This window comes from Variovorax glacialis, from assembly GCF_051216375.1.
Lineage (GTDB): Bacteria > Pseudomonadota > Gammaproteobacteria > Burkholderiales > Burkholderiaceae_C > Variovorax.
In genome coordinates, this window is sequence record NZ_JBPJZT010000017.1 from 49397 (window position 1) to 71222 (window position 21826).

Sequence of the window (21826 nt, forward strand, 5' to 3'; positions counted from 1 at the left end):
ACGACAAAAAAAGAACAGAATGCGCTCCAGCGGCCGCGCACGAATGGCCGAGGCGTCGATGCCAGTGAGGTGGAGGGTGAGCGATCCAACAGCGAATCCGGGCTCAGCCACGTCGTCCCGCGCCTTGCCCGGTGACGAAGAGGTCGTGTCGTTCGCGGGCTTCGTCTTCGAGCCCGCGAGGCAGGAACTTCGCAAGGGCGACGCCGTCCTCCTGCTGTCGCCCAAGCCCCTGGCGCTCCTGCGCTACTTCCTCGCGCATGCAGGCCGCGTCCTCGGCAAGGACGAACTGATCCAGGCACTCTGGGGCACCGTAGTCGTGACCGACGACTCGCTCGTCCAGTGCGTCAAGGACCTGCGGACCGCCCTGGGCGACAAGGACCAGCGCATCATCAAGACGCTGCCGAGGCGCGGGTACATGTTCGATGTGCCGGTGACGCCGGTCCCTTCGGCCTCCGTCGCGCCGGGCACGCCCGATCCGCCTCGCACGGCGCGGCCGCGATGGTGGCGATGGGCGGGCGTCAGCGTGCTGGCGCTTGCCACGCTCGTTGCGGCCGGCGCCGCCTGGCGCTGGCGCGCCCAACCGTCGATGAACATCGACGAGGAAATCATGAGCCGGCGGGCGATCGCCGTCCTTGCCTTCAACGACAGGCGCGGCAGGGCGGCGGGTTCATCGCTGGGCGACGACATGGCGGACGCGATCGGCGCCCATCTCGTACGCACTGGCGCCCGGGTCATCGGGCGCGCGGCAACCGTTCACCAGGATCCGGCTGCGCCGGAGTTCGAGCACATCGGCCGGGAACAGGGCGTCCGGTTCGTGCTGGGCGGACGGGTGACGCGCGACGGCGACCTGATCCGGGTGGACACCAATCTGACCGAGATCGCCTCGGGTGCGGTCTACCGCCTGCACGACGCCGAATTCAGGAGCGACGACGAAGCCATGCGTTCCAGCTACGGTCAAGAGGTGGCGAATGCCCTGCGGGCGCGGTATTACGAGATCGAGACCGCGCGGGCCAGGCTCCCGGGCCATGAGAGGGACCCGGTGGACGCCATCGCGCTGGGCATGCGCGACCTGGACCAGGGGAGCACCAGGGGGGATCTCGAGCGGGCCCGGCAACGATTCGAATTTGCGGCAAGCGCCGATCCCAACTCGGTCGAGGCGTCCCTTGGCCTGGGGGCGGTGCACCTGCTGGAGTTCTATTCGCTCCAGAGCGAATCGCCGCGTGAGGAACTGGACATCGCCGAGAAGGCGCTGCGGCAAGCGCTGGACCTGGCGCCTGACAACCCCCAGATCCTCGCGGCGTGGGCGGAAATGCTGATGCTTCGCGGCCGGCCCGATGAAGCGTTCTGGGTATGGCGAAAGACGCTGGAGATCAGCCCCCACGACCAGAACGGCCACCTGCGCCTGGCGAACGCGCTCATCAGGCAGGGCCGCTTCACGGAGGCCCGGCAGCACATCGACAAGGTCACGGACCTGCGGCCCTACCAGACACGACGGCAGCAGTTTCTCAACCAGGTCCTGGCCGATGCGGCGTTTGCGCAGGGGCGCGACGACGAAGCCTATGAAATCCTGAAGAAGTGGTCGGCCGAGTATCCGAACAACGGCAAGCCCTACCTCATGCTCGCCGCGATCGATGCGCTGCACGGACGGGACGCCGCCGCGGCAGCGAACATGGCCAGGCATCGCCAGATGCTGCCTTCGAGCAACATCGCCTACGTCGTTCTCGCCTACCCGTCGAACGACCCCGCTTTTCTCGCGCAGCGTGCGAGGCTGGTGGATGGCCTTCGAAAGGCGGGACTTCCGGAGGGCGGCAAATGAAGATCATTCGGGCCATCTTGGTGGTGAGCGCGGTGCTTGTCGCCGTCCTCGCACACGCACAGCCACAACTGCAGCCCTATCCGCCGTCGTTGTCGTCGCCATTGTTTGCCCGAGACATCTACACGACGCCCAAAGGTGGTGAGACGGTGAGCTTTCGATCTCCCCAGGCCGGCGCGACGGATCTCCTGGTCCCCGCCATTCTCTTCAAGCCAGCCGGCGCTCCCTTGGGTGCCGTGGTCATCGTCAACTCGCCGAACGGGTGGAGCGATGCCCGCGAAGGCCACTACGCCCGATCCCTGAGTTCTGCCGGGTATGCCGCGCTGGCCGTCGATACCTATGGCCCGCGCGGCATCACGAGCACGCAAGCCGACAACGCGCAACTCAGCACCTCTGCGCAGATGCGGGACGCCTTCGCCGCGCGGAAATACCTGATCTCGATCGGCTATCCGGCCGACCGGGTGGCCATCATGGGGACGGGGCGTGGCGGAACCATCGCGCTTCTCGCTGCCGACCGAACGTTCCTCCAGGATGAAAAGGAGCGCTTCGCCCTGGCTATGGCCGTCAGCGCGGGATGCCTCTTTCACCCGCGCGAACCTCGACCCGCATCGAGAATATTCATGGCACTTGCGGAGAAGGACGACATCACCGGCGTCCAGCCATGCCAGAGGCTGGCGAACGAGTACACGGCGGCAGGCGGCCAGATCGTCGTCAAGGTCTACAGCGACGCGTCGAATGGCTTCGACGGACACCCGGCCATCGTGCGGATGATTCACGATCCGGTCGTCGAAACCTTCGTGAACTGCTATGTGTCGGTCGAGCCGGACGGGCGATCGACCTACAACGGCAAGACCTTCGCGGAAAACGACTCCGGCTCGCTGATCCTGGAAATGCGCAAGACCTGCATCCGGCACGGTGGGTCGGGATGGACCAATGTCACGCGCAAGGCCAACGTCACGCTCGACCTGATCGAGTTCCTGGACGCCAACTTCCGGCATTGAGCACGGCGGCTGTCGGCGAATCATCGTCGCCGATCGGCCTGAACTCGTCGACTGATCGGCGTGCGCACATGGCGCATCGCGCCGCGGCACTTACCTTGACCGGGTCGGCAACCAGGCGCTCCTGCAGGGCCCGATGTCTTGATCCAGCAAAGGCCATCACCATGAAAACACTGTCCTGCCTCGTGGGTACTGTCATCCTCGTGTTCGCCAGCAGCGGTCTGCGTGCCCAGAACGCGCCGCCTGGAAGAAGCAGCGCGGAGGTGGAGGCCGAGGCCATCGCGGCGGCCCATGCCCCTGACCAGAACGGCGCCGCCGGCACGCGCGGGTTCGGTCCCTTCACATCGACCGTCGATTCCGAAAAGGTGCGCCGGGAAGCCATCGAGACGGCCAATGCGCCCGACCAGAACGGCGCGGCCGGCACGCGCGGCTTCGGCGAATTCAAGGGGGCGACGGACCCGGCGGCCGTGGCCGCGGGTGCCAGGGAAGCCGCGGCTGCGCCCGACCAGAACGTGTCGAGCGGGTCCAAGTTCAACAGCAAGGTGATCTCGACCGTGCCCAACCCCGCGAGCATGAGCGCGGGCAAGTAACGCCATTGAAGACTTCGACCTACTTCATCGGAGATGAACATGACAAGACGCTTGCTTCGGACATGGGCCAGTGCCGCGATGGCATTGGGTGCACTGGCATGGTCGGCGCCCGGCATGGCACACGACGACGACGCCACAAGATCGCCGGTGTGCCAGTTGCGCACCTTGCGGGGGCTGTATGTCTTCGCGGCCGACGGCTTCACCATCCCTGCGAACGTCGCCTTGCCGAAGGCGATCGTCGAATTCATCGGCTTCAACGGCGATGGCACGCTGACATCGCCGGGGGGCGCCACGCGAAGCATCAACGGCGCAATCGGCCAGTTCCCGGGCGGCGGCGTTGGCACCTATACGCTCGGGAACGATTGCAGGGGCAGCCTGAGTTTCGTCGGCGGGCCCAACTTCGACATCTTCGTGTCTCCCCAAGGGGATGAACTGTGGATGATCCAGACCGACGCGGGCAATGTCTTGCAGGGCAAGGTGAGCAGGGTCTGGCCGGATCGCGGCAGATAGTCGGCGTGCGGGCGTGGGGACGTTGAGGAGCCGGCCGGCCGTCGCTCCACCCCGATCAGGCAAATTCGATCGCGTTGCATGGCCTGCGGCGATGGGGAAATATGCGCCTCCCTGAAAACCCGGAGCGCATATGCACATGACCCTGCATCACCCTGAAGCCACTCCCGAGCAGTTGGCGCGCGGCCTTGCAGCCGCCGTGGATGTCTTCCAGCGCGCGGGCGTCGACCCGCGCAGCGCGCTGGAAGCGATCGACAAGGAAGACGCGTGGGACGGCAGCGGCTTCGACGACCAGTACGCGTTGACGCCCGCCGACCTGCACGTGCTCGAAGTACTGGCGAATGCCCAGGTGGCGGCCAACAAGGCGTTGGGAAGCCTGCCCGGCAATCCCGCCCAGATCGAGTTCGAGTTTTGAGCCTACATCCGGGAGCGGCGAACGGCTTGGACTTCAAAGGCGGCCCTGTTCACAATCGGAGGCCATGGACAACGGACTTCCAAGATGAATCCTCCCGCCGAAGATGCCGCGCTGGCGTTGCTGAATGAGCGTCGCGGGCTGCTGCGCGGCATGGGTTCGTTTGCTGCGGTGAGCTTGGCATCCGGCAGTGCGTCGCTCACGTCCTGCGGCGGTGGCGGTGGCGGCGGCGGGACGACACTGGCTGCCCTTGGCGCCGCTCCGGCCGCTCCCGCTGCACCCCCCGCTCCCCCGCCTGCCGAGGCGTCATCCTCGTCGCCACCCGCCCCATCCGCGGCGACGCCTGCACCCCCACCGGCATCCGCGGCACCGGCGCTCGGCGCCCACGCGCTCGCCTTCAACCGTGATGGCGTCACCTCCGCATCGCTGTCGACGCCCGCCATGACGACGCAAGCGAGCGGCAGTACTCTGCTGGCCTGCGTCGGGCGAGGCTTGCTTGCCTCCGCCGCACCGACGGACAACGCGGGCAATGCCTTCGCCCAGCTCGGTGTGCCGCACATCTACACCTTGTGGCCCAACTCGGGCACGGGCTTGTATGGCTGCGAGAAGGCGGTGGGCAAGGTCGGCCACGTGGTCACCGTGGCCAAGCCCAAGGCTACCGACGAGACGACGCTGTCAGTGGTCGAGGTCACCGGCGGCGGGGCCTTGCGCGATGTCCAGTGGCGCGAGGCGCTGTCCGGCCAGCCGTTGACCAGCGCGAGCGTCACCACCACCGGCCCGGCGGTGCTCGTCGCATGGTGGTGGGGCGATGCGGGCGTTGATCAGGACAAGACCGCCGTACCCAACAACGGCTTCACGGTGATCGATTCGGTGCTGAGCGCGGGCGCCTTGGTGCAGGGCGCCGTCGCCGTCAGGCAGGTGAGCGCGGCCGGTACCTACAACGTGACCTGGGTGTCGACGCCACAGCAGGGCGCGCAGCTCTGGCTCGTTGCAGTGCAGGCGGCCTGAGCCGCTGCGCGCGCGGCTGTTCAGCCGTTGCGAAAGAGAAAGCTGTACGCGTTGAGCGCCGGCACGCCGCCAAGATGCGCATACAGCACCTTCGAGCCCGCGGGAAACTCGCCGAGCCTTACCTTCTCGATCATGCCGTGCATCGACTTGCCTTCGTACACCGGGTCGGTGAGCATCGCCTCCATGCGCGCGCTCAGGCGAATCGCCTCGAGCGTTCCCTCGTTCGGCAGACCGTACTCCGGGCCGCCGAAACGGGTGTCGAGCACCACGTCCCTGGCGGTGATGTCGCGGCCGAGTTCGACCATCTCGGCCGTGTGCCGCGAGATGCGCAGGATCTGGTCGAAGGTCTGCTGCGGCTTGGCCGAAGCGTCGATGCCGATGACGCGATCGGCGCGCCCGTCGGCCGCGAAGCCCACCACCATGCCGGCCTGCGTGCTGCCGGTGACTGAACAGGTGACGATGTAGTCGAACTTGAAGCCCAGTTCCGCTTCCTGCTGCCGCACTTCTTCCGCGAAGCCGACGAAGCCAAGTCCGCCTTTTGGATGCTCGGAGCAGCCCGCGGGAATCGGGAAGGGCTTGCCGCCGGCCCGGCGCACGCTGTCCATGGCGTCTTCCCAGCTCTTGCGGATGCCGATGTCGAAGCCGGCGGCATCGAGCCGCACGTCAGCGCCCATGATGCGGGACATCTCGATGTTGCCCACGCGGTCGTACACCGCATCGGAATAGTTGACCCAGTTCTCCTGCACCAGCACGCACTTCATGCCGAGGTGGGCGGCCACCGCCGCGACCTGCCGCGTCTGGTTCGACTGAATGCCGCCGATGGACACGAGCGTGTCGTAGCCGCCTTCGATGGCTTCGGGGATGAGGTATTCGAGCTTGCGCGTCTTGTTACCGCCGAAGGCGAGGCCGCTGTTGCAGTCCTCTCGCTTGGCATAGAGCTCGACCTTGCCTCCGAGGTGCGCGCTGAGCCGGCGCAGCGGCTGGATGGGCGTGGGCCCGAAGGTGAGCGGGTAGCGCGGGAATTTCTGCAGGTTCACGGGGCGATTCCTTGTTGAAGCGATGCGCTGAATCGTAGGAAGAATCGCCTGTTCGATGGTTGCAAATTCAATGCCGTTCGCGACACTAACGCCTGTACGTTGCGTCGAAGAGCGATATTAATTTTGTGAAAGTCAGCATGGTCACAACAAAATTGCAAGCCAAGGATGAACTGGACCGAACCGATCGCGCCATCCTGCGCGCCCTGCAGCGCGATGCCTCGGTGTCGAACGTGGCGCTCGCCGCCAAGGTCAACCTGAGCGCGCCGGCCTGCCTGCGGCGGGTCGAGCGACTCAAGGCGATGGGGCTCATCCGGAAAGTGGTGGCGCTGCTCGATCCTGTGGCGCTGGACTTCGGCACGCTGGTCATGATCGGCGTCGTGCTCGACCGCTCCACGCCCGAGTCCTTCGCGAGTTTCGAGAAGGCCGTGCAGAAGGTGTCGGGCTGCCTGGAGTGCCACGTGGTCACCGGCGAGTTCGACTACTTCATGCTCGTGCGCACGCGCGACAACGACAGCTACAACCGCCTGCACGCCGAGCAGTTGCTGTACCTGCCCGGCGTGCGGCAGATTCGGACCTTCATGGTGCTCAAGGAGGTGATGTCGACGACGCAGCTGCCGCTGCAGGCCTGACCCCCCTTCATTTGGAGAATGGTCAACGCGGCAGGCAAATGCTATTGTCACCGGCCGAATCGACGCGGCAAGATCCGCCGGCGAGTCGGGCTATCCAACCTGACACTGATGGAGGAAGGTCGATGACTTCAAAGCCGATTTCCGAGCAGGATGCGCACGACATTGCAGTCGATGCATACATCTACTGCTACCCCCTCGTCACCATGGATGTCACACGACTCCAGTCGACGAACATCGAGCCCGGAAAGGAATTTGGCAAGGGCCCGATGAACATGTTCGTGAACATCCCGGCCTACCCGTCCGCGGACATGAAGCTGGTGGTGCGGGTGAATTTCGACACCCTCTATTCCATCGCATGGCTCGACCTCACGAAGGAGCCGCAAGTCGTTTCCGCGCCGGACACGAGTGGTCGCTTCTACCTGCTGCCGATGCTGGACATGTGGTCCGACGTGTTCGCATCGCCGGGCTGGCGCACGACAGGCACCCAGGCCGCCGAGTATCTCGTCACGCCGCCCGGCTGGACCGGCAAGGTTCCGGATGGCGTCACGCAGATCGCGGCGCCGACCTCCTATGTCTGGATCATCGGCCGCACCCGGACGGACGGGCCCGGGGACTACGACGCGGTCCGGGCGATCCAGGCCGGCTACCGCGTCACGCCGCTCTCGGGTTTCGGCAAGCCGCCTGTTCCTTCGACGGTGAAGATCGACCCCGGTGTCGATATGAAGACGCCGCCAAAGACACAGGCCGACACCATGCCGGCCGCCAAGTACTTCAGCTATGCCGCCGAGTTGCTCAAGCTGCATCCGCCGCACGTCACCGACCAGCCGATGGTCGCGCGGATGAAGCGCATCGGACTCGAACCGGGCAAGCCCTTCGACTTCGAGAAGCTCGATCCGACGGTGCGCAAGGCCCTCGAAGGCGCGCCTGCGGCAGCGCAGCAGCTGATGGCCTGGAAGGTTCCGACGCTGGCCCGCGTCGCCAATGGGTGGTCCATGAACACCGACACCATGGGCGTGTACGGCAACTACTACCTCAAGCGCGCGATCGTCGCCCAGCTGGGCCTCGGCGCCAACCTGCCCGAGGACGCGATCTATCCGCTGAACCTCGGGGACGAGGCCGGCAAGCCGCTGTCCGGGGCCAACAAGTACGTGATCCACTTCGACAAGGGCGCGACGCCGCCCGTGAACGCCTTCTGGTCGATCACGCTCTACGACGATAAAGGCTTCCAGGTGGGGAACACGCTGGACCGGTTCGCGCTGAGCAGCTGGATGCCGTTCGAGACCAACGCGGACGGGTCGCTGGACCTGTACTTCCAGAACGAGAGTCCGGGCAAGGGCAAGGAAGCGAACTGGTTGCCTGCGCCCAAGGGGTCCTTCAACCTGACGATGCGGCTCTACTCGCCCAGGCCGGATGCGATCACCGGCAAATGGAATCCGCCAGCCGTGAAGATGGCCTAACCTGGCAGCCAGCCGCACAACGAGCGCGCCGTTCGGGTGCTCACTCGATCACCCGGGTGGCGCGCTTCAACACGGAAGGCGGAATCGTCATGCCGAGCGCCGTCGCCGTCCTGCGGTTGACGACAAGCTGGAACACCGCCGGCAACTCGATCGCCAGGTCGCCGGGCGGTGTGCCCTTCAGGATCTTGTCGACGTAGGTTGCGGCGCGTCGGCCCAAGGCTTCGAGGTCCGCGCCATAGCTCAGCAGGAAGCCGGCGTCGGCAAGCAGTGTCAATTCGCAGATCGAAGGCAGTCGATGAGCGACGGCCAGCTCGGCCAGTGTCGTCCGGTTCGAAACGATCGTGTTGGTCGCAATGGCGTAGAGCCCTTGCGCGCGCTTCGATGCTGCGAACGACATTGCGCGTTCGAAGTCCTGCGGCCCCTTGACCTCCAGCATGGTCAATTCGAGTCCGAGCGCGCGGGCGCCGGCCGCCACGCCAGGGTCGTCGAGTTCGGCCGGCGCCACCATGACGGCGACCCGCTCCATTTCCGGCACTGCGCTCTTGAGGATTTCGAGTTGCTTCGACGCGAGCTCAGGGAACGTCACCTGGACGCCCGTCACGTTGCCGCCGGGTCGGGCCAGTGTTTGCGCCCAGCCTTCACGGACGGGGTCACTGCCGCTGATCGCAACGATGGGAATCGTGCGCGTCGCCTCGCGGGCGAACTGCAAAGGGACGGGACCGCCGGCCAGGATCACGTCCACCTTGAGCGTGACGAGTTCGGCGACCAACACCGCAAGCCGCTCGGTCTGACCGTCGGCATAGCGTTCGATGAACACGACGTCGCGGCCGTCGACATGGCCCAGGGCGCGCATGCCTTGGCGGAACCCGTTGTTGGGGTCCGGATCCGTGCCGGACGGCGCATGTGCGAAGGAGAGCAGCCCGATCCGCGGCACCCTCGCCTTGGCGGGCTGTGCATGCAGCGCTGCGGCTCGGGTTGCCAGATGCGCAACGGCGATCGAGACCACAAAGCGACGGTTCATCACCACCTGCGTCCTCCCGGCGACACTGGGCTGGACCAAAGTCTACGCCCGGACGCCGACTGCGCGGTGCTATTTCGCAGTGAGCGGCTAGTCGAATCGGACCAGTGTCCGGCCCGCAATCCTTCCCTCTAGCTGCCGTCCGGCGGTTTCCGCAAGCTCTGAAAGCCGGATTTCATGCACATGCGGTTCGATCGCGGAGAACGTCGGCTTCCATTCCGATCCAAGGCGGCCCCAGAGCCGCTTTCGCACGTCCCAACCTGCATTCGCGACCACGCCGAAGAGGCTGATCCCTCGCATGATGAAGGGCAGCACGCTGCCGTCGAAGGCATTGCCGCCCGCGTTGCCCACCGAGGCCACGCATCCTCCTTCGCGCGTGCTGCGCAGCAGCCACGACAGGGCGCTGCCGCCGACGTTGTCGATGCTCGCAGCGAACCTCGGCTTTTCCAATGGGCGCGTGGATGCCGTGATCTCGGCGGCGTCGATGACCTCGCCGGCACCCAGCGCAAGCAGTGCAGCGGACTGCTCGGGTCTGCGCGTCACGGCCGCCACGCGGTAGCCCGCGGCCGACAGGATGCCTATCGCGAGCGTGCCCACCGCGCCCGCTGCGCCCGTCACCGCGATGGTTGCGTCGTTCGGCTTCACGCCATGGCGCTCGAAGGCGTCGAGGGCCATCGCGACGGTGAAGCCCGGCACCCCGAGCACCGCGCATTGGTAGGCGCTCAGACCCGCAGGCAAAGTCATCGCGTGCGCCGCCGGCACCCGCACGTATTCGGAGAAGCCCCCGTCGAAGGCGATGCCGGTCCGGAAGCCGTGCACCAGCACGGTCTGGCCGACCTCGAATGAGCGACTCGCCCCATCGGCAACAGCCACCACATCACCCACCAGTTCGATGCCGCAGATGCGCGGGTAGCTTTCGACGATCTTTGCGCGGCCCAGCAGCGAAAGAGAATCCTTGTAGTTGAGGCCCGCATAGCGCGTTCGCACGACAAGCTCGCCCGCTGAAAGCGCGTCGAGTGCGATGGATTCGAGGCGGGTCTGTACGCCGCCGTCGCCTTGGTGCGTGCGGAGGCATTGGAATCGCGAAGGAATGCTGGCGGGTGAGTTCATGGCGGCTTCGTGTGCGGAAGGGGTCGGGTCGCTCATCAAAACACAGCGCCAGCGTTTGGCAATGCTGTGATTCGCCTGTCGAAACGCCCTCTCGACGCCGCCATGGTCGCGCGCGAACATGAGCGCTCCTACAACCATCCCGCCGGAGACAACCCGTGACCATCGCCCGACTCTTCTCCGACCATCGCCTGGATGCCCTCGAATCCGAGGAGCGCGCCCTCATCGAACGGCTGCGCGTCCTGTGCCGCGAGGAATTGGGCCCCCAGGCGGCGGCCGGCGCGCGCGAGGACGTCTTCGCCTGGAACACCTTTCGCACGCTCGCGCGCGAAGGCATCGTCGGCACGGCCTTTCCGCGTGAATACGGCGGCACCGATGCGCGCCAGGTGGCGCGCGTCTGCATCATCGAGGAGCTGGGCCGGGTGTGCAGCACCTCGGCGTCGATGATCACCGGCACGGACCTTTCGGCGCGCGCCGTGGTCGCGGGGGCCTCCGACCGCCTCAAGCGCGAGTTGCTACCGGCGCTGTGTCGCGGCGAGATCCAGACGGCCTTCGCGCTGACGGAGCCCTCCGCAGGCTCCGACGTTCGCGGCCTCGCGAGCACCGCGCGGCGCGACGGCGATCACTACGTGCTCAACGGCGCGAAGAAGTTCATCACCCGTGCCGGTACGGCGGACTGGCTCATGGTCATCGCGCGCCTGATCGACGATGCCGGTGCCGCCAGCGAAAAATTCGTCGGCCTGCTCGTGCCCAAGGGCGCAGCGGGCCTGACGGTGAGTGCCGATGCGGCCAAGCTCGGCTGGTTCGGCGTGCCCATCGCTTCGCTCGAGTTCGACAACGTTCGCGTGCCCGTCACGCATCGGCTCGGCGAAGAGGGGGAGGGCTTCTCGCTCGCACAGGACGCGCTGCTGCGCGCGCGTATCGGGCACGCATCGATGGCGCTGGGCCGCGCGATCGGCGCGGTGGAGATCGCCGCCACCTACACCGCCGATCGCAGCGCCTTCGACAAGGCGCTCAACGCGCACCAGGGCGTGCAGTGGATGCTGGCCGACATGGCCACGCAGATCGAGGCCTCGCGCGCACTCGTGTGGACCGCGGCGCAGAAGTACGATCGCGGCGACAGCGACACGGCCACCTTCGCGTCGATGGCCAAGCTGCACGCGACGGACCTCTGCATGAAGGTCGTGACCGATGCGCTTCAACTGACCGGCGGCTGCGGCTATCTCAAGGACTTTCCGCTGGAGCGCTTCTTCCGCGACGCCAAGCTCAACCAGATCGGCGAGGGCGCGAGCGAGGTCCACAAGACGGTGATCGGTCGCGACCTCGCGCGGCGCGTTGGCCAGTCGGAGCGCAACCCGTGCCTGCGCGACGGGCCGCTCACGGACTATTGATGGCCTTCCGGATCAGATCACGCCCTCGGCCTCGAGGGCGCTGAGCTCGCCCGCGGACAGTCCGAATTCCGCATACACCTCGGCGTTGTGCTCGCCCACGTCCGGGCCGGTACGCGGCACGGGCATCTCGCGCCCGGTGATTCGCGGCACGATGCAGGGCGCCGGCACGCTGCCGTACTGCGGATCGGGCAGCCGAACGATCGCCTGCCGCGCCACGAACTGCGGGTCGCGCTCGATGTCCTCGATCGAGTAGACCTTGCTGAAGGGAATGCCCGCAGCCTCCAGCGTGCGCTCGATGGCCTCGTAGGGGCGTGCGGCGAACCATTCCGACAGCATGCGATCGAGTTCGCGCAGATGCACGACGCGCTGAATGTTGGTTGCAAAGCGCTCGTCGCCGGCCCACTCGGGATGGTCGATGGCGGCTGCGAGCCGCGCAAAGATCGCGTCGGAGGACGCGACCAGCGAAAAGAAGAAGCGGTCCGCGCTCACGTACATGTTGCTCGGTGCGGTGTAAGTCGCGCAGTTGCCCGCCGGGGCGCGGACCAGGCCGAGTTGCTCGTGTTCGATGGCGAGCGGATCGAGCAGGCGGAACAGCGCCTCGGTGGCCGACAGGTCCACTTCCGCGCCCTTCGCCGTCGGGTCGGCCCGCAGGCGCGCGATTTCGGACGCGATCGAGAAGGCGGTGAAGAGCCCGGCCACCGCGTCGCCCACCGGGAAGTTCATGTGCTGCGGCGAACCGCCCTCTTCGCCCGTCAGATTGGTGAAGCCGCTCATCGCCTCGAACACGCGCGCGAATCCGGGTCGTGCGCGGTAGGGGCCGGTCTGGCCGAAGCCGGTGAGACGGAGGATCACCAGCCGCGGATTGATCGCCCACAGCGTCTCGGCATCCAGGCCCCAGCGGTCCATCGTGCCGGTGCGGAAGTTCTCGACCAACACGTCGAAGTGCGGAAGCATCCGCAGCAGGAGTTCGCGGCCGCGCGGCTTGCGCACGTCGAGCGAGATGCCGCGCTTGCCGCGGTTCGCCACCTTCCACCACAAGGGCACGCCTTCCTTCACGGGTTGCAGGGATCGCAACGGGTCGCTGCCGTCCGGCAGCTCCAGCTTCACGACCGTCGCGCCGTGATCGGCGCACAGCGTCGCGCCGAACGGCGCTGCCAGCACGGTGGCCATGTCGAGGATGCGGACACCCGACAGGGCGCCTGATGAAGGGGTGGATGCAGTCACTGTGTGGCCTCTGGGGAGTGGGTTCGGCGGGGCAGGGGTTCGGTTTTCCCCGTTTTTGCCAGAGCGCCTTTTGCACTACAACGGGTGTTTCGCACAGCGAAACAGGTTCACCAGCCCCATTCGATCGAGTCCATCATGAGTTCCAGCCAACGCCCGACATCCAACCGCCGCGCCATGTTCAACGCCCCGCTTCCTGGTCTCGTGAATCCGCACGACCTGAGCGCCGACCGCCAGTTCTCGATGAACTTGGCGCGCGGCATGGAAGTGCTGCGCGCGTTCACGCTGGCCGACCCGATGCTCGGCAACCGGGAGATCTCCGACCGCACGGGCCTGCCCAAGCCGACGGTCTCGCGGCTGACCTACACGTTGACCCTGCTGGGGTACCTGAGCCGCGTCGAAGGCCTGCAGAAGTACCGGCTGGGCTCGGGCGTGCTGTCGCTCGGCTACCCGCTCCTGGCCAACACGCGCGTGCGCCAGATCGCGCGGCCCTACATGGAGCAGGTGGCGCGCGAGACGGGATGCACCGTCAACCTCGGCATGCGCGACCGCACCAGCGTGGTCTATCTCGACACCTGCCGCGTCGATGCGGGCAACGTCTACCAGCCGGACATCGGCAGTACGCGCCCGCTGCTGTCGACCTCGATCGGACGCGCCCTGATCCTGGCCAGCCCGCCCACGGAGCGCAAGGCCATCCTGAACCGGCTGAGCGTGGAAGACCCGGAGCGCTTCGCACTCGACAAGCCGCTGTGGGACGCCGACCAGAAGGCCTTTGCGCAGCGCGGCTACTGCTATTCGCACGGCGACTGGCGCAAGGACGTGCATGCCGTCGCGGTGCCGATCCGCCTGAGTGCGCGCGACGAGATCGTCGCCCTCAGCTGCACGTCCGCCGCCTATCGGCTGAACAAGTCGACGCTGGAGAAACAAGTGGCGCCACGGCTGCTCGATGCCGTGCGCCTGATCGAAACCGCGTGCGGTACGCCCGCGCTGACACCCAGGAGAACCAGTCCATGATCCGCAACCCCGACGCCTTCGCAAGGCTGCTCACCGAGGTCCGCCAGTTCGTGCGGGACGCGTGCATGCCGCTCGAGGCCGAAGTCGACCAGAGCGACGAAATTCCGCCCGCCATCGTCGAGCGGATGCGCAGCCTGGGGCTGTTCGGCCACAGCATTCCCGAAGCCTACGGCGGCGCCGGGCTCACATCGGAAGAGCTGTCGCTGGTCAACATCGAGGTGTCGCAATGCGCCACCACCTTCCGTGCACGCTTCGGCGGCAACACCGGCATCGCATCGGAATCGCTGGTCGTCGATGGTACCGAGGCGCAGAAGAAGACCTGGCTGCCGCGCCTCGCGAGCGGCGAGGTCACCGGCTGCTTCGCGCTGACCGAGCCGGAAGCCGGCTCCGACGCGACCGCCCTGACGACGACCGCCGCGCTCGACGGCGATGACTATGTGATCAATGGCCGCAAGTGCTTCATCACGAATGCGCCGATCGCCGATCTGTTCACCGTGTTCGCGCGCACCGATGCGGCTGCCAAGGGCGCCGCGGGCATCAGCGCCTTCCTGATCCCGCGCGGCACGCCGGGCCTGAGCACGCCGCCGGCCTATCGCAAGATGGGTCAGCACGGCTCGCCAGTGGGCGAAGTGGTGCTGGAGGATTGCCGGGTCCCGGCTTCGGCGATCGTTGGCGGACAGCCCGGCCAGGGCTTCCGCACGGCGATGAAGGCTTTGAACAAGCAGCGCATCAACCTCGCGGGCTTGTGCGTCGGCCCGGCGATCCGGCTGGTCGACGAGATGGTGGATCGGGCGATGTCGCGACGCCAGTTCGGCCAGCCCATTGCCGAGTTCCAGCTCGTGCAACAGATGATCGCGGAGAGCAACGTCGAGGTACATGCCGCGCGCGCGCTGGTGCTGGAAACGGCGCGCAAGCGCGATGCCGGCGAGGACGTGACCATGGAAGCGTCGATGTGCAAGCTCTTCGCCTCGGAAATGTGCGGTCGCGTGGCCGATCGCGCGGTGCAGGTGTTCGGCGGAGGCGGCTATGTGGCGGACAACGTCGCGGAACGCTTCTATCGCGATGTGCGGCTGTTTCGGCTGTACGAGGGCACCAGCCAGATCCATCTCGTCAACATCGCCAAGCGCACGGTCGCGCTGGCGCTGGCGCGCAAGGCGGCTGCATGAAAGCGCTGGCCGGCCTGCGCGTGCTGGAGTTCGCCACGGTCGGCGGCGTGCCCTTCTGCGCCTGGTGGCTCGCGCAGCAGGGCGCGCAGGTCACGCGGGTCGCGAATCCGCGTGCTCCCGAACTGGGCGTGCCGGTCGACGCGGAAGCCGACATCGGCCAGTGGGGGCGAGAAGTGCTGACGCTGGATCTCAAGACGGCGGAGGGCCGCGAGGCCGCGCTCGATGCGGCCGCACAGGCGGATGTGCTGCTGGAGGGGTTTCGGCCCGGCGTGATGGAGCGCCTCGGCCTGGGGCCTGCGGCGATGCATGCGCGCAATCCTCGGCTCGTCTACGCCCGCATCGTCGGCTGGGAGCGGCAGGGGCCTTGGGCCCAGCGTGCCGGCCATGACATCAACTATCTCGCCATGAGCGGTGCGCTGCACGCCGTCGGTGCGGATCATCCGCCGCTCAATCTGCTGGGTGACCTGGCCGGTGGTGCGCTGTATGCCGCCATGGGCATCCTGTGTGCACTGCATGCGCGCGCATCGACGGACCGTGGCTGCGTCGTGGACGCCGCGATGACACACGGTTGCGCGCACCTGCTCACGGCGGTGTTCGCCCGCCTGGGCGTGGGAGCCTGGAAGGACACGCCCCATGGCAACGTGATCGACGGCGGTGTGCCCTGGTACCGCAGCTACCTCACCGCCGACGGGCGCCACATGGCCGTCGGCGCGATCGAGGAGCGCTTCTATGCGAACTTCGTTGCGGGCCTCGGGCTCGACCCGGGCGAGTTGCCGTCGCGCGGCGAGCGCGCACGCCACGGCGAACTGGCGGCGCGCTTCCAGGCGCGCTTTCTCCAGGCGCCCATGGCGCATTGGGCTGCGCACTTCGAGACGCGCGACGCCTGCGTCACGCCGGTGCTGAACCTGCACGAAGCGCGCGTGCATGACGTGAATCGCGGACTGTTCGATGACGGACATGGCCCATGGGTGCCAGCGGCGGCGCCCCACCTCTTTCCAATTCAATGACAGGAGACACGCAATGACTTCCCGCTATTCGACGCGCCGCACCTTCGGCACCCTGTGCATCGCGGCGCTGGGTGTGGCCGCGGTGCCTGCCCTCGCGCAGGGTGACGCCTTTCCGAGCAAGCCGATCCGGATCATCGTTCCCTTCTCCGCGGGCGGGGTCGTGGATTCGATCGCCCGCATCGTCGGGGAGAAGCTCAGCACGAAGTACGGGCAACCGGTCATCGTCGACAACAAGACGGGTGCGGGCGGCTCCATCGGCACCGACTTCGTGGCCAAGTCAGCGCCCGACGGCTACACCTTGCTGGCCGTCAGCCCCGGCCATGCCGTGGCACCGAGCCTGATCAAGGGCGTGACGTGGAGCCCGGTGAACGACTTCCGCGCGATCGAAGGCTTCGGGATCATCTCGAACGTGTTCGTGGTGCCGCCGAACGTGCCGGTCAAGAACATGGCCGAACTCGTCGCACTCGCGAAAAGTGGCGGCGCGCCGCTGACCTATGCCACCGCTGGCGTCGGCACTTCCAACCATCTCTCCGGCGAACTGCTCGCGCAGATGGCCGGCGTGAAGCTCACGCACGTGCCCTACCGCGGCCAGCCCGATGCACTGAATGACCTGCTGGGCGGCCGCGTGACGATGATGCCGCTGACCGCGGCGCTGGCATCCGGCTACATCAAGAGCGGCAAGCTCAAGGCGCTTGCGGTGACCACATCGAAGCGCTCGGCGGCGCTGCCCGATGTGCCGACCGTTGCCGAGGCCCTCAACCTGCCGGACTACAGCGTCGGGACCTGGTTCGGCTTCGTGGCGCCTGCGAAGACGCCGGATGCGGTTGTCCGGAAGCTGTCGGCAGACGTGGCCGACATCCTTGCAATGCCGGACACGCGGGCCAAGCTCGAAACGCTGGGCCTCGAACTCGCGCCGCAGGGCCCGAAGGAGTTCGACGCCTTCATCGCCGCGGAGGCCGGCCGCTGGAGCAAGGTCATCAAGCAGGCCGGCATCGACCCGCAATGAGGAGACCGTCACAATGACATCGCCCTTGACGCCACCCCTCTGCGCGAAGCTCGGCATCACGCACCCCATCTTCGGTTTTTCGCATTCGGTAGACGTGGTGGTCGAGATCGCGAAGGCTGGCGGGTTTCCGGTGCTGGGCCTGGCGCGCGAGATGCCACACGAGATTCCGCACATCCTGCAGGAGGTCGATGCACGCATGCAGGGCCGACCCTACGGCGTCGACCTGATGCTGCCTTCGCAGGTGCCGCAGACCGGCAGCATCGATGACGTGCGTGGGGCCTTGCCGCAGGCGCACGTGGATTTCGTCTCGGGCCTGCGCGATCGCTTCGAGGTGCAGCCGCCGGTCAAGCCCAGCTTCTTCACGACCCAGGTCCGCTCCGAGGCGCTGTTCGAGCAGCAGATCGAGCAAGTGCTGGCATCCAACGCGCTGGGCGTGGCGACGGCGATCGGCCTGCGGCCGGAACTCATCGCGCGTGCCAAGGCGGCGGGCAAGGTGACCTTCTCGCTCATCGGCTCCGTCCGCCATGCGCGGAAGGCCCTGGCGATGGGGGTGGACGTGCTGGTGGCGCAGGGCTACGACGCCGGTGGGCATACCGGGACGGTGGGCACTTTCTCGCTGGTGCCGCAGATCGTCGCCGTCGCCGGCGATGCGCCGGTTCTGGCGGCAGGCGGCATCGGCAACGGCGACCAGATCGTTGCGGCCATCGCGATGGGCGCGCAGGGCGGCTGGCTCGGCACCCTGTGGATGGCCGCCGCCGAGAACCACACGCCGCCGGCCCTGTTGCGCCGCCTGATCGACAGCGGCAGCGAAGACACAGTGATCACACGCGCACACAGCGGAAAGCCATGTCGGGTGGTTCGCAGCGATTGGATCGATGCGTGGTCGGCTGCCGAAGCGCCCGAGCCGCTGCCGATGCCCATGCAGCAGGCGCTGACGGGCGATGTGTTCGCGTCGATCCACGAACACGACGACGCACGGCTGGTCTACGAGGCAGCCGGACAGAGCATCTTTGCCATTCGGGGAGAGACGCGCGTCGCGGACCAGATGACCGCGCTCAAGGACGAGATGCAGAAGGCGTGGCAGCGTCTGGCGAAGATGGCTGCCCATTGACTGGCGTGCGTTGCCCCGCCGTTTCGCTCCGGCGGGCCGGGCTCGAGGGCAGATTGCTCCTACACCGGGCGACCCTCCGGCCTGACATCCTTATCGCTCGTGGCCTCCATGCTTCATCTGAACGCAGTCAATTCACCACAAGGAGTTCAGATGAACGTATATGGTTTCGACGCGACGCCAACCGTCGCCGATGAAGTGAGCGCAGTCGTGGACGACGCGCAGGTGATCGAAAAAACACTGCCGGCGACCGCATGCGCGCCCGCCCGGACCCTCAGGGGCCGCGTCGATCAGGCCCTGGAAGAGACGCGTGACTTCGTGAGCAAGCAGCCCATGCAGGCCATGATGATCGCGGCGGCAGCGAGTTCGCTGCTGACCATGGTGTTGACAAGGCGCTCGCGCGGAAGGAATGCCTGGTCGGACGCCGATTACTGAAGCGAGATGGCCTTGTGCGTCGGCGATGCGTCGAAGATGAGCGTCGCAGGCCACGGCTGCCAGGTGACACCGAGCGCTGAGGGCGCGTTCGGATCGCCGCGCTTGGCGAACGCGCCGAGGCTCTTCATCATCGCGCGAGACAGTTCGAGCCGGCCGGGCTTGTTGGCCGTGGAGTTCGCAACATTGGCAAACAGCGATGGCCCGAAAGTCCCGAAGATGAAGGGCAGGTCGAAGGCGTGCGCGGCGCCATAGATATCGTTCCACGGGGCAGGCTCTTCATCCCAGTCGAAGCGGTAGTACCAGACCTCGTTCTGCTGCGACTTGAGCGCGTTGAGAACGTTGTCGCGGCTCGCGATGAAGAAGAGCTGGTTGAGCAGGTCCGTGCGCGCGTTGAAGCCGGTGACCGGTGTCGTCACCGGAAGATATGGCGCGGGAATCCACTGGTCGATGCTCACCGTGGGCGGTCCGTCGGGGTTGTAGCCGAACTGCGTCGAGAACAGGACCGCATCGCTCACCAGCCGGCCGCTGACGCCCCCGAGCGCGGGCGAGAGCGCCAGGAAGGTGGGAAACAGCTTGGCTTCATCACGGGTGTTCCCTGCGAGCACAGGCACCTGCAGGTAGTTGCCGGCCTGGATGGCGGCGACCGGGTCGACCGGGACCACGATGCCATCGGGAATCGGCCCAGAGCCCGCCAAGCCGAGCAGCGAGAGCTTGGTGAGCAGCGTGGTGAAGAGCGCTGCCGGCGTCTTCGAACGCAGGTAGGCCGCGATCTGCTGCGGTGTCTGGCTTGCCGCGTAGGCCGCAGCGGACGCCGCATCGGTCGCAAGGCCATCGGCAATCAGTTGATTCGTGAGAAGAGCATTGCCCTGGGCGGCATAGGTCGACTGCGGATTGAGCGTCGGAATGCGGCCGGGCGCAAGGTTGGTCGCCAGTGAAATCCCGCCGCTGAGCGGCACCGTACGGTGGAACAGCGGGCGGCGAGCGCTGGTGACCACCGGCGACGTCTGGAGCGCATACACGTTGATCGCGCCTGCCGACTGGCCCATCAGCGTGACGTTGCGCGGATCGCCGCCGAACGCGTCGATGTCGCTGCGCACGAACTCGAGCGCCTTGATGATGTCGAGCAGCGCGAAGTTGCCGGAATCGCCCACGCCATTCGCGCCGGACTTGAGTTGCGGCAGATCGAGGAAGCCGAAGATGCCGAGGCGGTAGTTCACCGTCACGACGACGGCATTCGCCGCCTTGGCGAGCGCGGCGCCGTCGTAGACCGGGTCCGCCGTGTAGCCTGAAACGTCGCTGCCGCCGTGGACGAAGACGATCACGGGCAGGTTGTCCTCTTCCCTGTCATTGCCCCGGTCGCGGCCTCTGTCGTCGTCCCTGTCGCGGCCCCTGCGGTCGTCCTTCGCGGGGCGCCAGATGTTCAGGTACAGGCAATCCTCGCTGCCGACCGCCTGGTTCAAGGTGGTGCCGATGGTCGCGTCATAGCGGTTGTTGGCGCCGGGGCCATAGATGCGGCCGTACTGCGCGCATGCGTTGGCGAAGGACTGCGTCGCCCTCGCTCGATTCCAGCGGTCCGGGTCGACGGGAGCTTTCCAGCGAAGGTTGCCGACGGGCGGCTTCGCAAACGGGATGCCCTTCCATGCGTACGTCCCGGTGGTGTCGGAATCGTCGGTGCCGACGACTTTTCCGAAGTGCGTCTCTCGCTCGACGTCCGCAGAGCGTCCGTGCGCCCAGCTCGGGGCCTGAGAAAGAAGCGCGGCACACGCGGCCACCAACCAGGCTGTACGCATCATGGTCTTGTCTCCTCCAGAAGGCCGCAACGGTAAGGGGCCGGTGGTGGGGGTGCCTACGGGGTAAACCCGACGGACTGTCGGGCGCGAAGGAGGACTCACTTGAGCGCACGGGAGAACGATCGTCGGGCACTTGAGGCCAGAATAGGCGGCACCAATGCCTTCGATGACCCGGTGAACCCGAAGCCCGCCCCATGATCATCCGCCCCCGACCGAACTGGCTGCACATGCTGTTTGTCTGGCGAGGTTCGGTCCTGCCGGTGATCGCACCGCAGTTGCTGGCGACCACCGCCTTCGCCGTCCTCGTCACCGTACTGCATGGCCGCCTTTTCGCGTGGAAGATCCCGCTGAACTTCGTGCCGTTCTCGCTCATCGGGCTGACGCTGGCGATCTTCCTCGGATTCCGCAACGGCACGAGCTATGCGCGATTCTGGGAGGCGCGCACGCTCTGGGGCACGCTGCTCAACGAGTCGCGCGCGCTGGTCCGGCAGGCGCTGACGCTGGCCGACGGTCCTTCGGATGCCCCGCTGCTGACGGCACGCCTGATCGCGTTCGTCCATGCGCTGCGCCATCAGTTGCGCCTGACCGATCCGACCGCCGACTTCGAGCGCTTGCTGCCGGCAGAGGACCGTTCGCGCCTGCGGCTTGCGCGCTACAAGCCCGCGATGCTCCTGCTCATGGCAGGCGAATGGTTGCGAGACCGCCGTCTGGCGGAACAGCTGTCGCCGGCGCTGGTCCAGGCGATGGAAGGGCCGTTGGGCCGCCTGACCGAAGCCCTTGGCGGCTGCGAGCGGATCGCGAGCACGCCGATCCCGTTCACCTACGCGGTGATCATCCATCGCACGATCTACCTCTACTGCGTGCTGCTGCCCTTCGGCCTGGTCGATGCGATCGGACCGATGACACCGGTGATCGTCGCCTTCATCGCCTACACCTTCTTTGCGCTGGAGGCGCTGGGCGCGGAGATCGAGGAGCCCTTCGGCACGCAACCCAACGACCTCGCCCTCGATGCGATGTCGGCCATGATCGAGGCGACGCTGCGCGAAATGATGGGCGAGACGCTACCGCCGCCGCAAGCGGTGCCGCGGAGCCAGTTCATCCAAACCTGAGGG

Annotated in this window: 21 protein-coding genes; 16 read left to right on the forward strand and 5 right to left on the reverse strand. The window is 66.8% G+C overall.

The annotated features are described in order from the left end of the window. Window positions 1-76: 76 nt before the first annotated feature. The 6 genes from ACSFBL_RS29540 to ACSFBL_RS29565 all read left to right on the forward strand — a co-directional run bounded on the left by ACSFBL_RS29540 (window position 77) and on the right by ACSFBL_RS29565 (window position 5328). Window positions 77-1816 (forward strand): winged helix-turn-helix domain-containing protein, encoded by a 1740-nt coding sequence (locus ACSFBL_RS29540; protein ID WP_435519377.1) that lies wholly within the window; start codon window positions 77-79, stop codon window positions 1814-1816. Further along, window positions 1813-2814, forward strand: coding sequence for a dienelactone hydrolase family protein (locus tag ACSFBL_RS29545; protein WP_435519378.1), 1002 nt, complete (start codon window positions 1813-1815; stop codon window positions 2812-2814). The genes ACSFBL_RS29540 and ACSFBL_RS29545 overlap by 4 nt, the downstream gene beginning before the upstream one ends. Before the next feature lie 161 nt (window positions 2815-2975). Then, entirely contained in the window at window positions 2976-3401 is a 426-nt protein-coding gene (locus ACSFBL_RS29550; RefSeq protein ID WP_435519379.1) for a hypothetical protein, read from the forward strand. 39 nt (window positions 3402-3440) lie between these two features. After that, entirely contained in the window at window positions 3441-3911 is a 471-nt protein-coding gene (locus ACSFBL_RS29555) for a hypothetical protein (protein WP_435519380.1), read from the forward strand. A 136-nt stretch (window positions 3912-4047) separates the two neighbouring features. Continuing rightward, complete coding sequence (locus ACSFBL_RS29560) at window positions 4048-4323, forward strand: hypothetical protein (RefSeq protein WP_435519381.1); 276 nt, start codon at window positions 4048-4050, stop codon at window positions 4321-4323. An 84-nt stretch (window positions 4324-4407) separates the two neighbouring features. Then, window positions 4408-5328 (forward strand): hypothetical protein, encoded by a 921-nt coding sequence (locus tag ACSFBL_RS29565; protein WP_435519382.1) that lies wholly within the window; start codon window positions 4408-4410, stop codon window positions 5326-5328. Window positions 5329-5348: 20 nt separating this feature from the next. Here ACSFBL_RS29565 and ACSFBL_RS29570 read toward each other — a convergent pair whose 3' ends face one another. After that, complete coding sequence (locus ACSFBL_RS29570) at window positions 5349-6365, reverse strand: 1-aminocyclopropane-1-carboxylate deaminase (RefSeq protein WP_435519383.1); 1017 nt, start codon at window positions 6363-6365, stop codon at window positions 5349-5351. Window positions 6366-6502: 137 nt separating this feature from the next. Between ACSFBL_RS29570 and ACSFBL_RS29575 the strand changes: the two genes are divergently transcribed. Continuing rightward, window positions 6503-6994 carry an Lrp/AsnC family transcriptional regulator gene (locus ACSFBL_RS29575; RefSeq protein WP_435519384.1) on the forward strand — a complete coding sequence of 164 codons (492 nt, stop codon included), beginning with the start codon at window positions 6503-6505 and terminating at the stop codon, window positions 6992-6994. A 122-nt stretch (window positions 6995-7116) separates the two neighbouring features. Beyond that, window positions 7117-8451, forward strand: coding sequence for a DUF1254 domain-containing protein (locus tag ACSFBL_RS29580; RefSeq protein ID WP_435519385.1), 1335 nt, complete (start codon window positions 7117-7119; stop codon window positions 8449-8451). Window positions 8452-8491: 40 nt separating this feature from the next. On the opposite strand, the gene ACSFBL_RS29585 is transcribed toward ACSFBL_RS29580, so the two are convergent. Then, window positions 8492-9472, reverse strand: a complete 981-nt coding sequence (locus ACSFBL_RS29585; protein ID WP_435519386.1) for an ABC transporter substrate-binding protein — start codon at window positions 9470-9472, stop codon at window positions 8492-8494. Between the two features lie 87 nt (window positions 9473-9559). Continuing rightward, window positions 9560-10579, reverse strand: coding sequence for a YhdH/YhfP family quinone oxidoreductase (locus tag ACSFBL_RS29590; RefSeq protein WP_435519387.1), 1020 nt, complete (start codon window positions 10577-10579; stop codon window positions 9560-9562). 155 nt (window positions 10580-10734) lie between these two features. On the opposite strand from ACSFBL_RS29590, the gene ACSFBL_RS29595 reads away from it, so the two are divergent. Beyond that, window positions 10735-11967, forward strand: a complete 1233-nt coding sequence (locus tag ACSFBL_RS29595) for an acyl-CoA dehydrogenase family protein (protein WP_435519388.1) — start codon at window positions 10735-10737, stop codon at window positions 11965-11967. 12 nt (window positions 11968-11979) lie between these two features. Here the strand turns inward: ACSFBL_RS29595 and ACSFBL_RS29600 are convergent, their stop codons facing one another. Then, window positions 11980-13191, reverse strand: a complete 1212-nt coding sequence (locus tag ACSFBL_RS29600) for a CaiB/BaiF CoA transferase family protein (protein WP_435519389.1) — start codon at window positions 13189-13191, stop codon at window positions 11980-11982. A gap of 135 nt (window positions 13192-13326) precedes the next feature. Here ACSFBL_RS29600 and ACSFBL_RS29605 point away from each other — a divergent pair, with 135 nt between their 5' ends. The 6 genes from ACSFBL_RS29605 (at window position 13327) to ACSFBL_RS29630 (ending at window position 18924) form a co-directional block, all read left to right on the forward strand. Beyond that, window positions 13327-14202, forward strand: coding sequence for an IclR family transcriptional regulator (locus tag ACSFBL_RS29605; RefSeq protein WP_435519390.1), 876 nt, complete (start codon window positions 13327-13329; stop codon window positions 14200-14202). Next, on the forward strand, window positions 14199-15368 hold the full coding sequence (locus ACSFBL_RS29610; RefSeq protein ID WP_435519391.1) for an acyl-CoA dehydrogenase family protein: 1170 nt from the start codon (window positions 14199-14201) through the stop codon (window positions 15366-15368). Before ACSFBL_RS29605 ends, ACSFBL_RS29610 begins: the two co-directional genes overlap by 4 nt. After that, window positions 15365-16375 carry a CaiB/BaiF CoA transferase family protein gene (locus ACSFBL_RS29615; RefSeq protein ID WP_435519392.1) on the forward strand — a complete coding sequence of 337 codons (1011 nt, stop codon included), beginning with the start codon at window positions 15365-15367 and terminating at the stop codon, window positions 16373-16375. The genes ACSFBL_RS29610 and ACSFBL_RS29615 overlap by 4 nt, the downstream gene beginning before the upstream one ends. A gap of 13 nt (window positions 16376-16388) precedes the next feature. Beyond that, window positions 16389-17381: a tripartite tricarboxylate transporter substrate binding protein gene (locus ACSFBL_RS29620; protein WP_435519393.1), complete on the forward strand. Its 993-nt coding sequence runs from the start codon at window positions 16389-16391 to the stop codon at window positions 17379-17381. 13 nt (window positions 17382-17394) lie between these two features. Next, entirely contained in the window at window positions 17395-18492 is a 1098-nt protein-coding gene (locus ACSFBL_RS29625; RefSeq protein ID WP_435519394.1) for an NAD(P)H-dependent flavin oxidoreductase, read from the forward strand. A 108-nt stretch (window positions 18493-18600) separates the two neighbouring features. Further along, a complete protein-coding gene (locus ACSFBL_RS29630; protein ID WP_435519395.1) occupies window positions 18601-18924 on the forward strand; it encodes a hypothetical protein in 324 nt (107 codons plus the stop codon). On the opposite strand, the gene ACSFBL_RS29635 is transcribed toward ACSFBL_RS29630, so the two are convergent. Continuing rightward, window positions 18918-20717: a carboxylesterase/lipase family protein gene (locus ACSFBL_RS29635; RefSeq protein WP_435519396.1), complete on the reverse strand. Its 1800-nt coding sequence runs from the start codon at window positions 20715-20717 to the stop codon at window positions 18918-18920. The two genes, ACSFBL_RS29630 and ACSFBL_RS29635, sit on opposite strands and share 7 nt — an antisense overlap. A gap of 191 nt (window positions 20718-20908) precedes the next feature. Here ACSFBL_RS29635 and ACSFBL_RS29640 point away from each other — a divergent pair, with 191 nt between their 5' ends. After that, a complete protein-coding gene (locus tag ACSFBL_RS29640; protein WP_435519397.1) occupies window positions 20909-21823 on the forward strand; it encodes a bestrophin family protein in 915 nt (304 codons plus the stop codon). Window positions 21824-21826 lie beyond the last annotated feature (3 nt).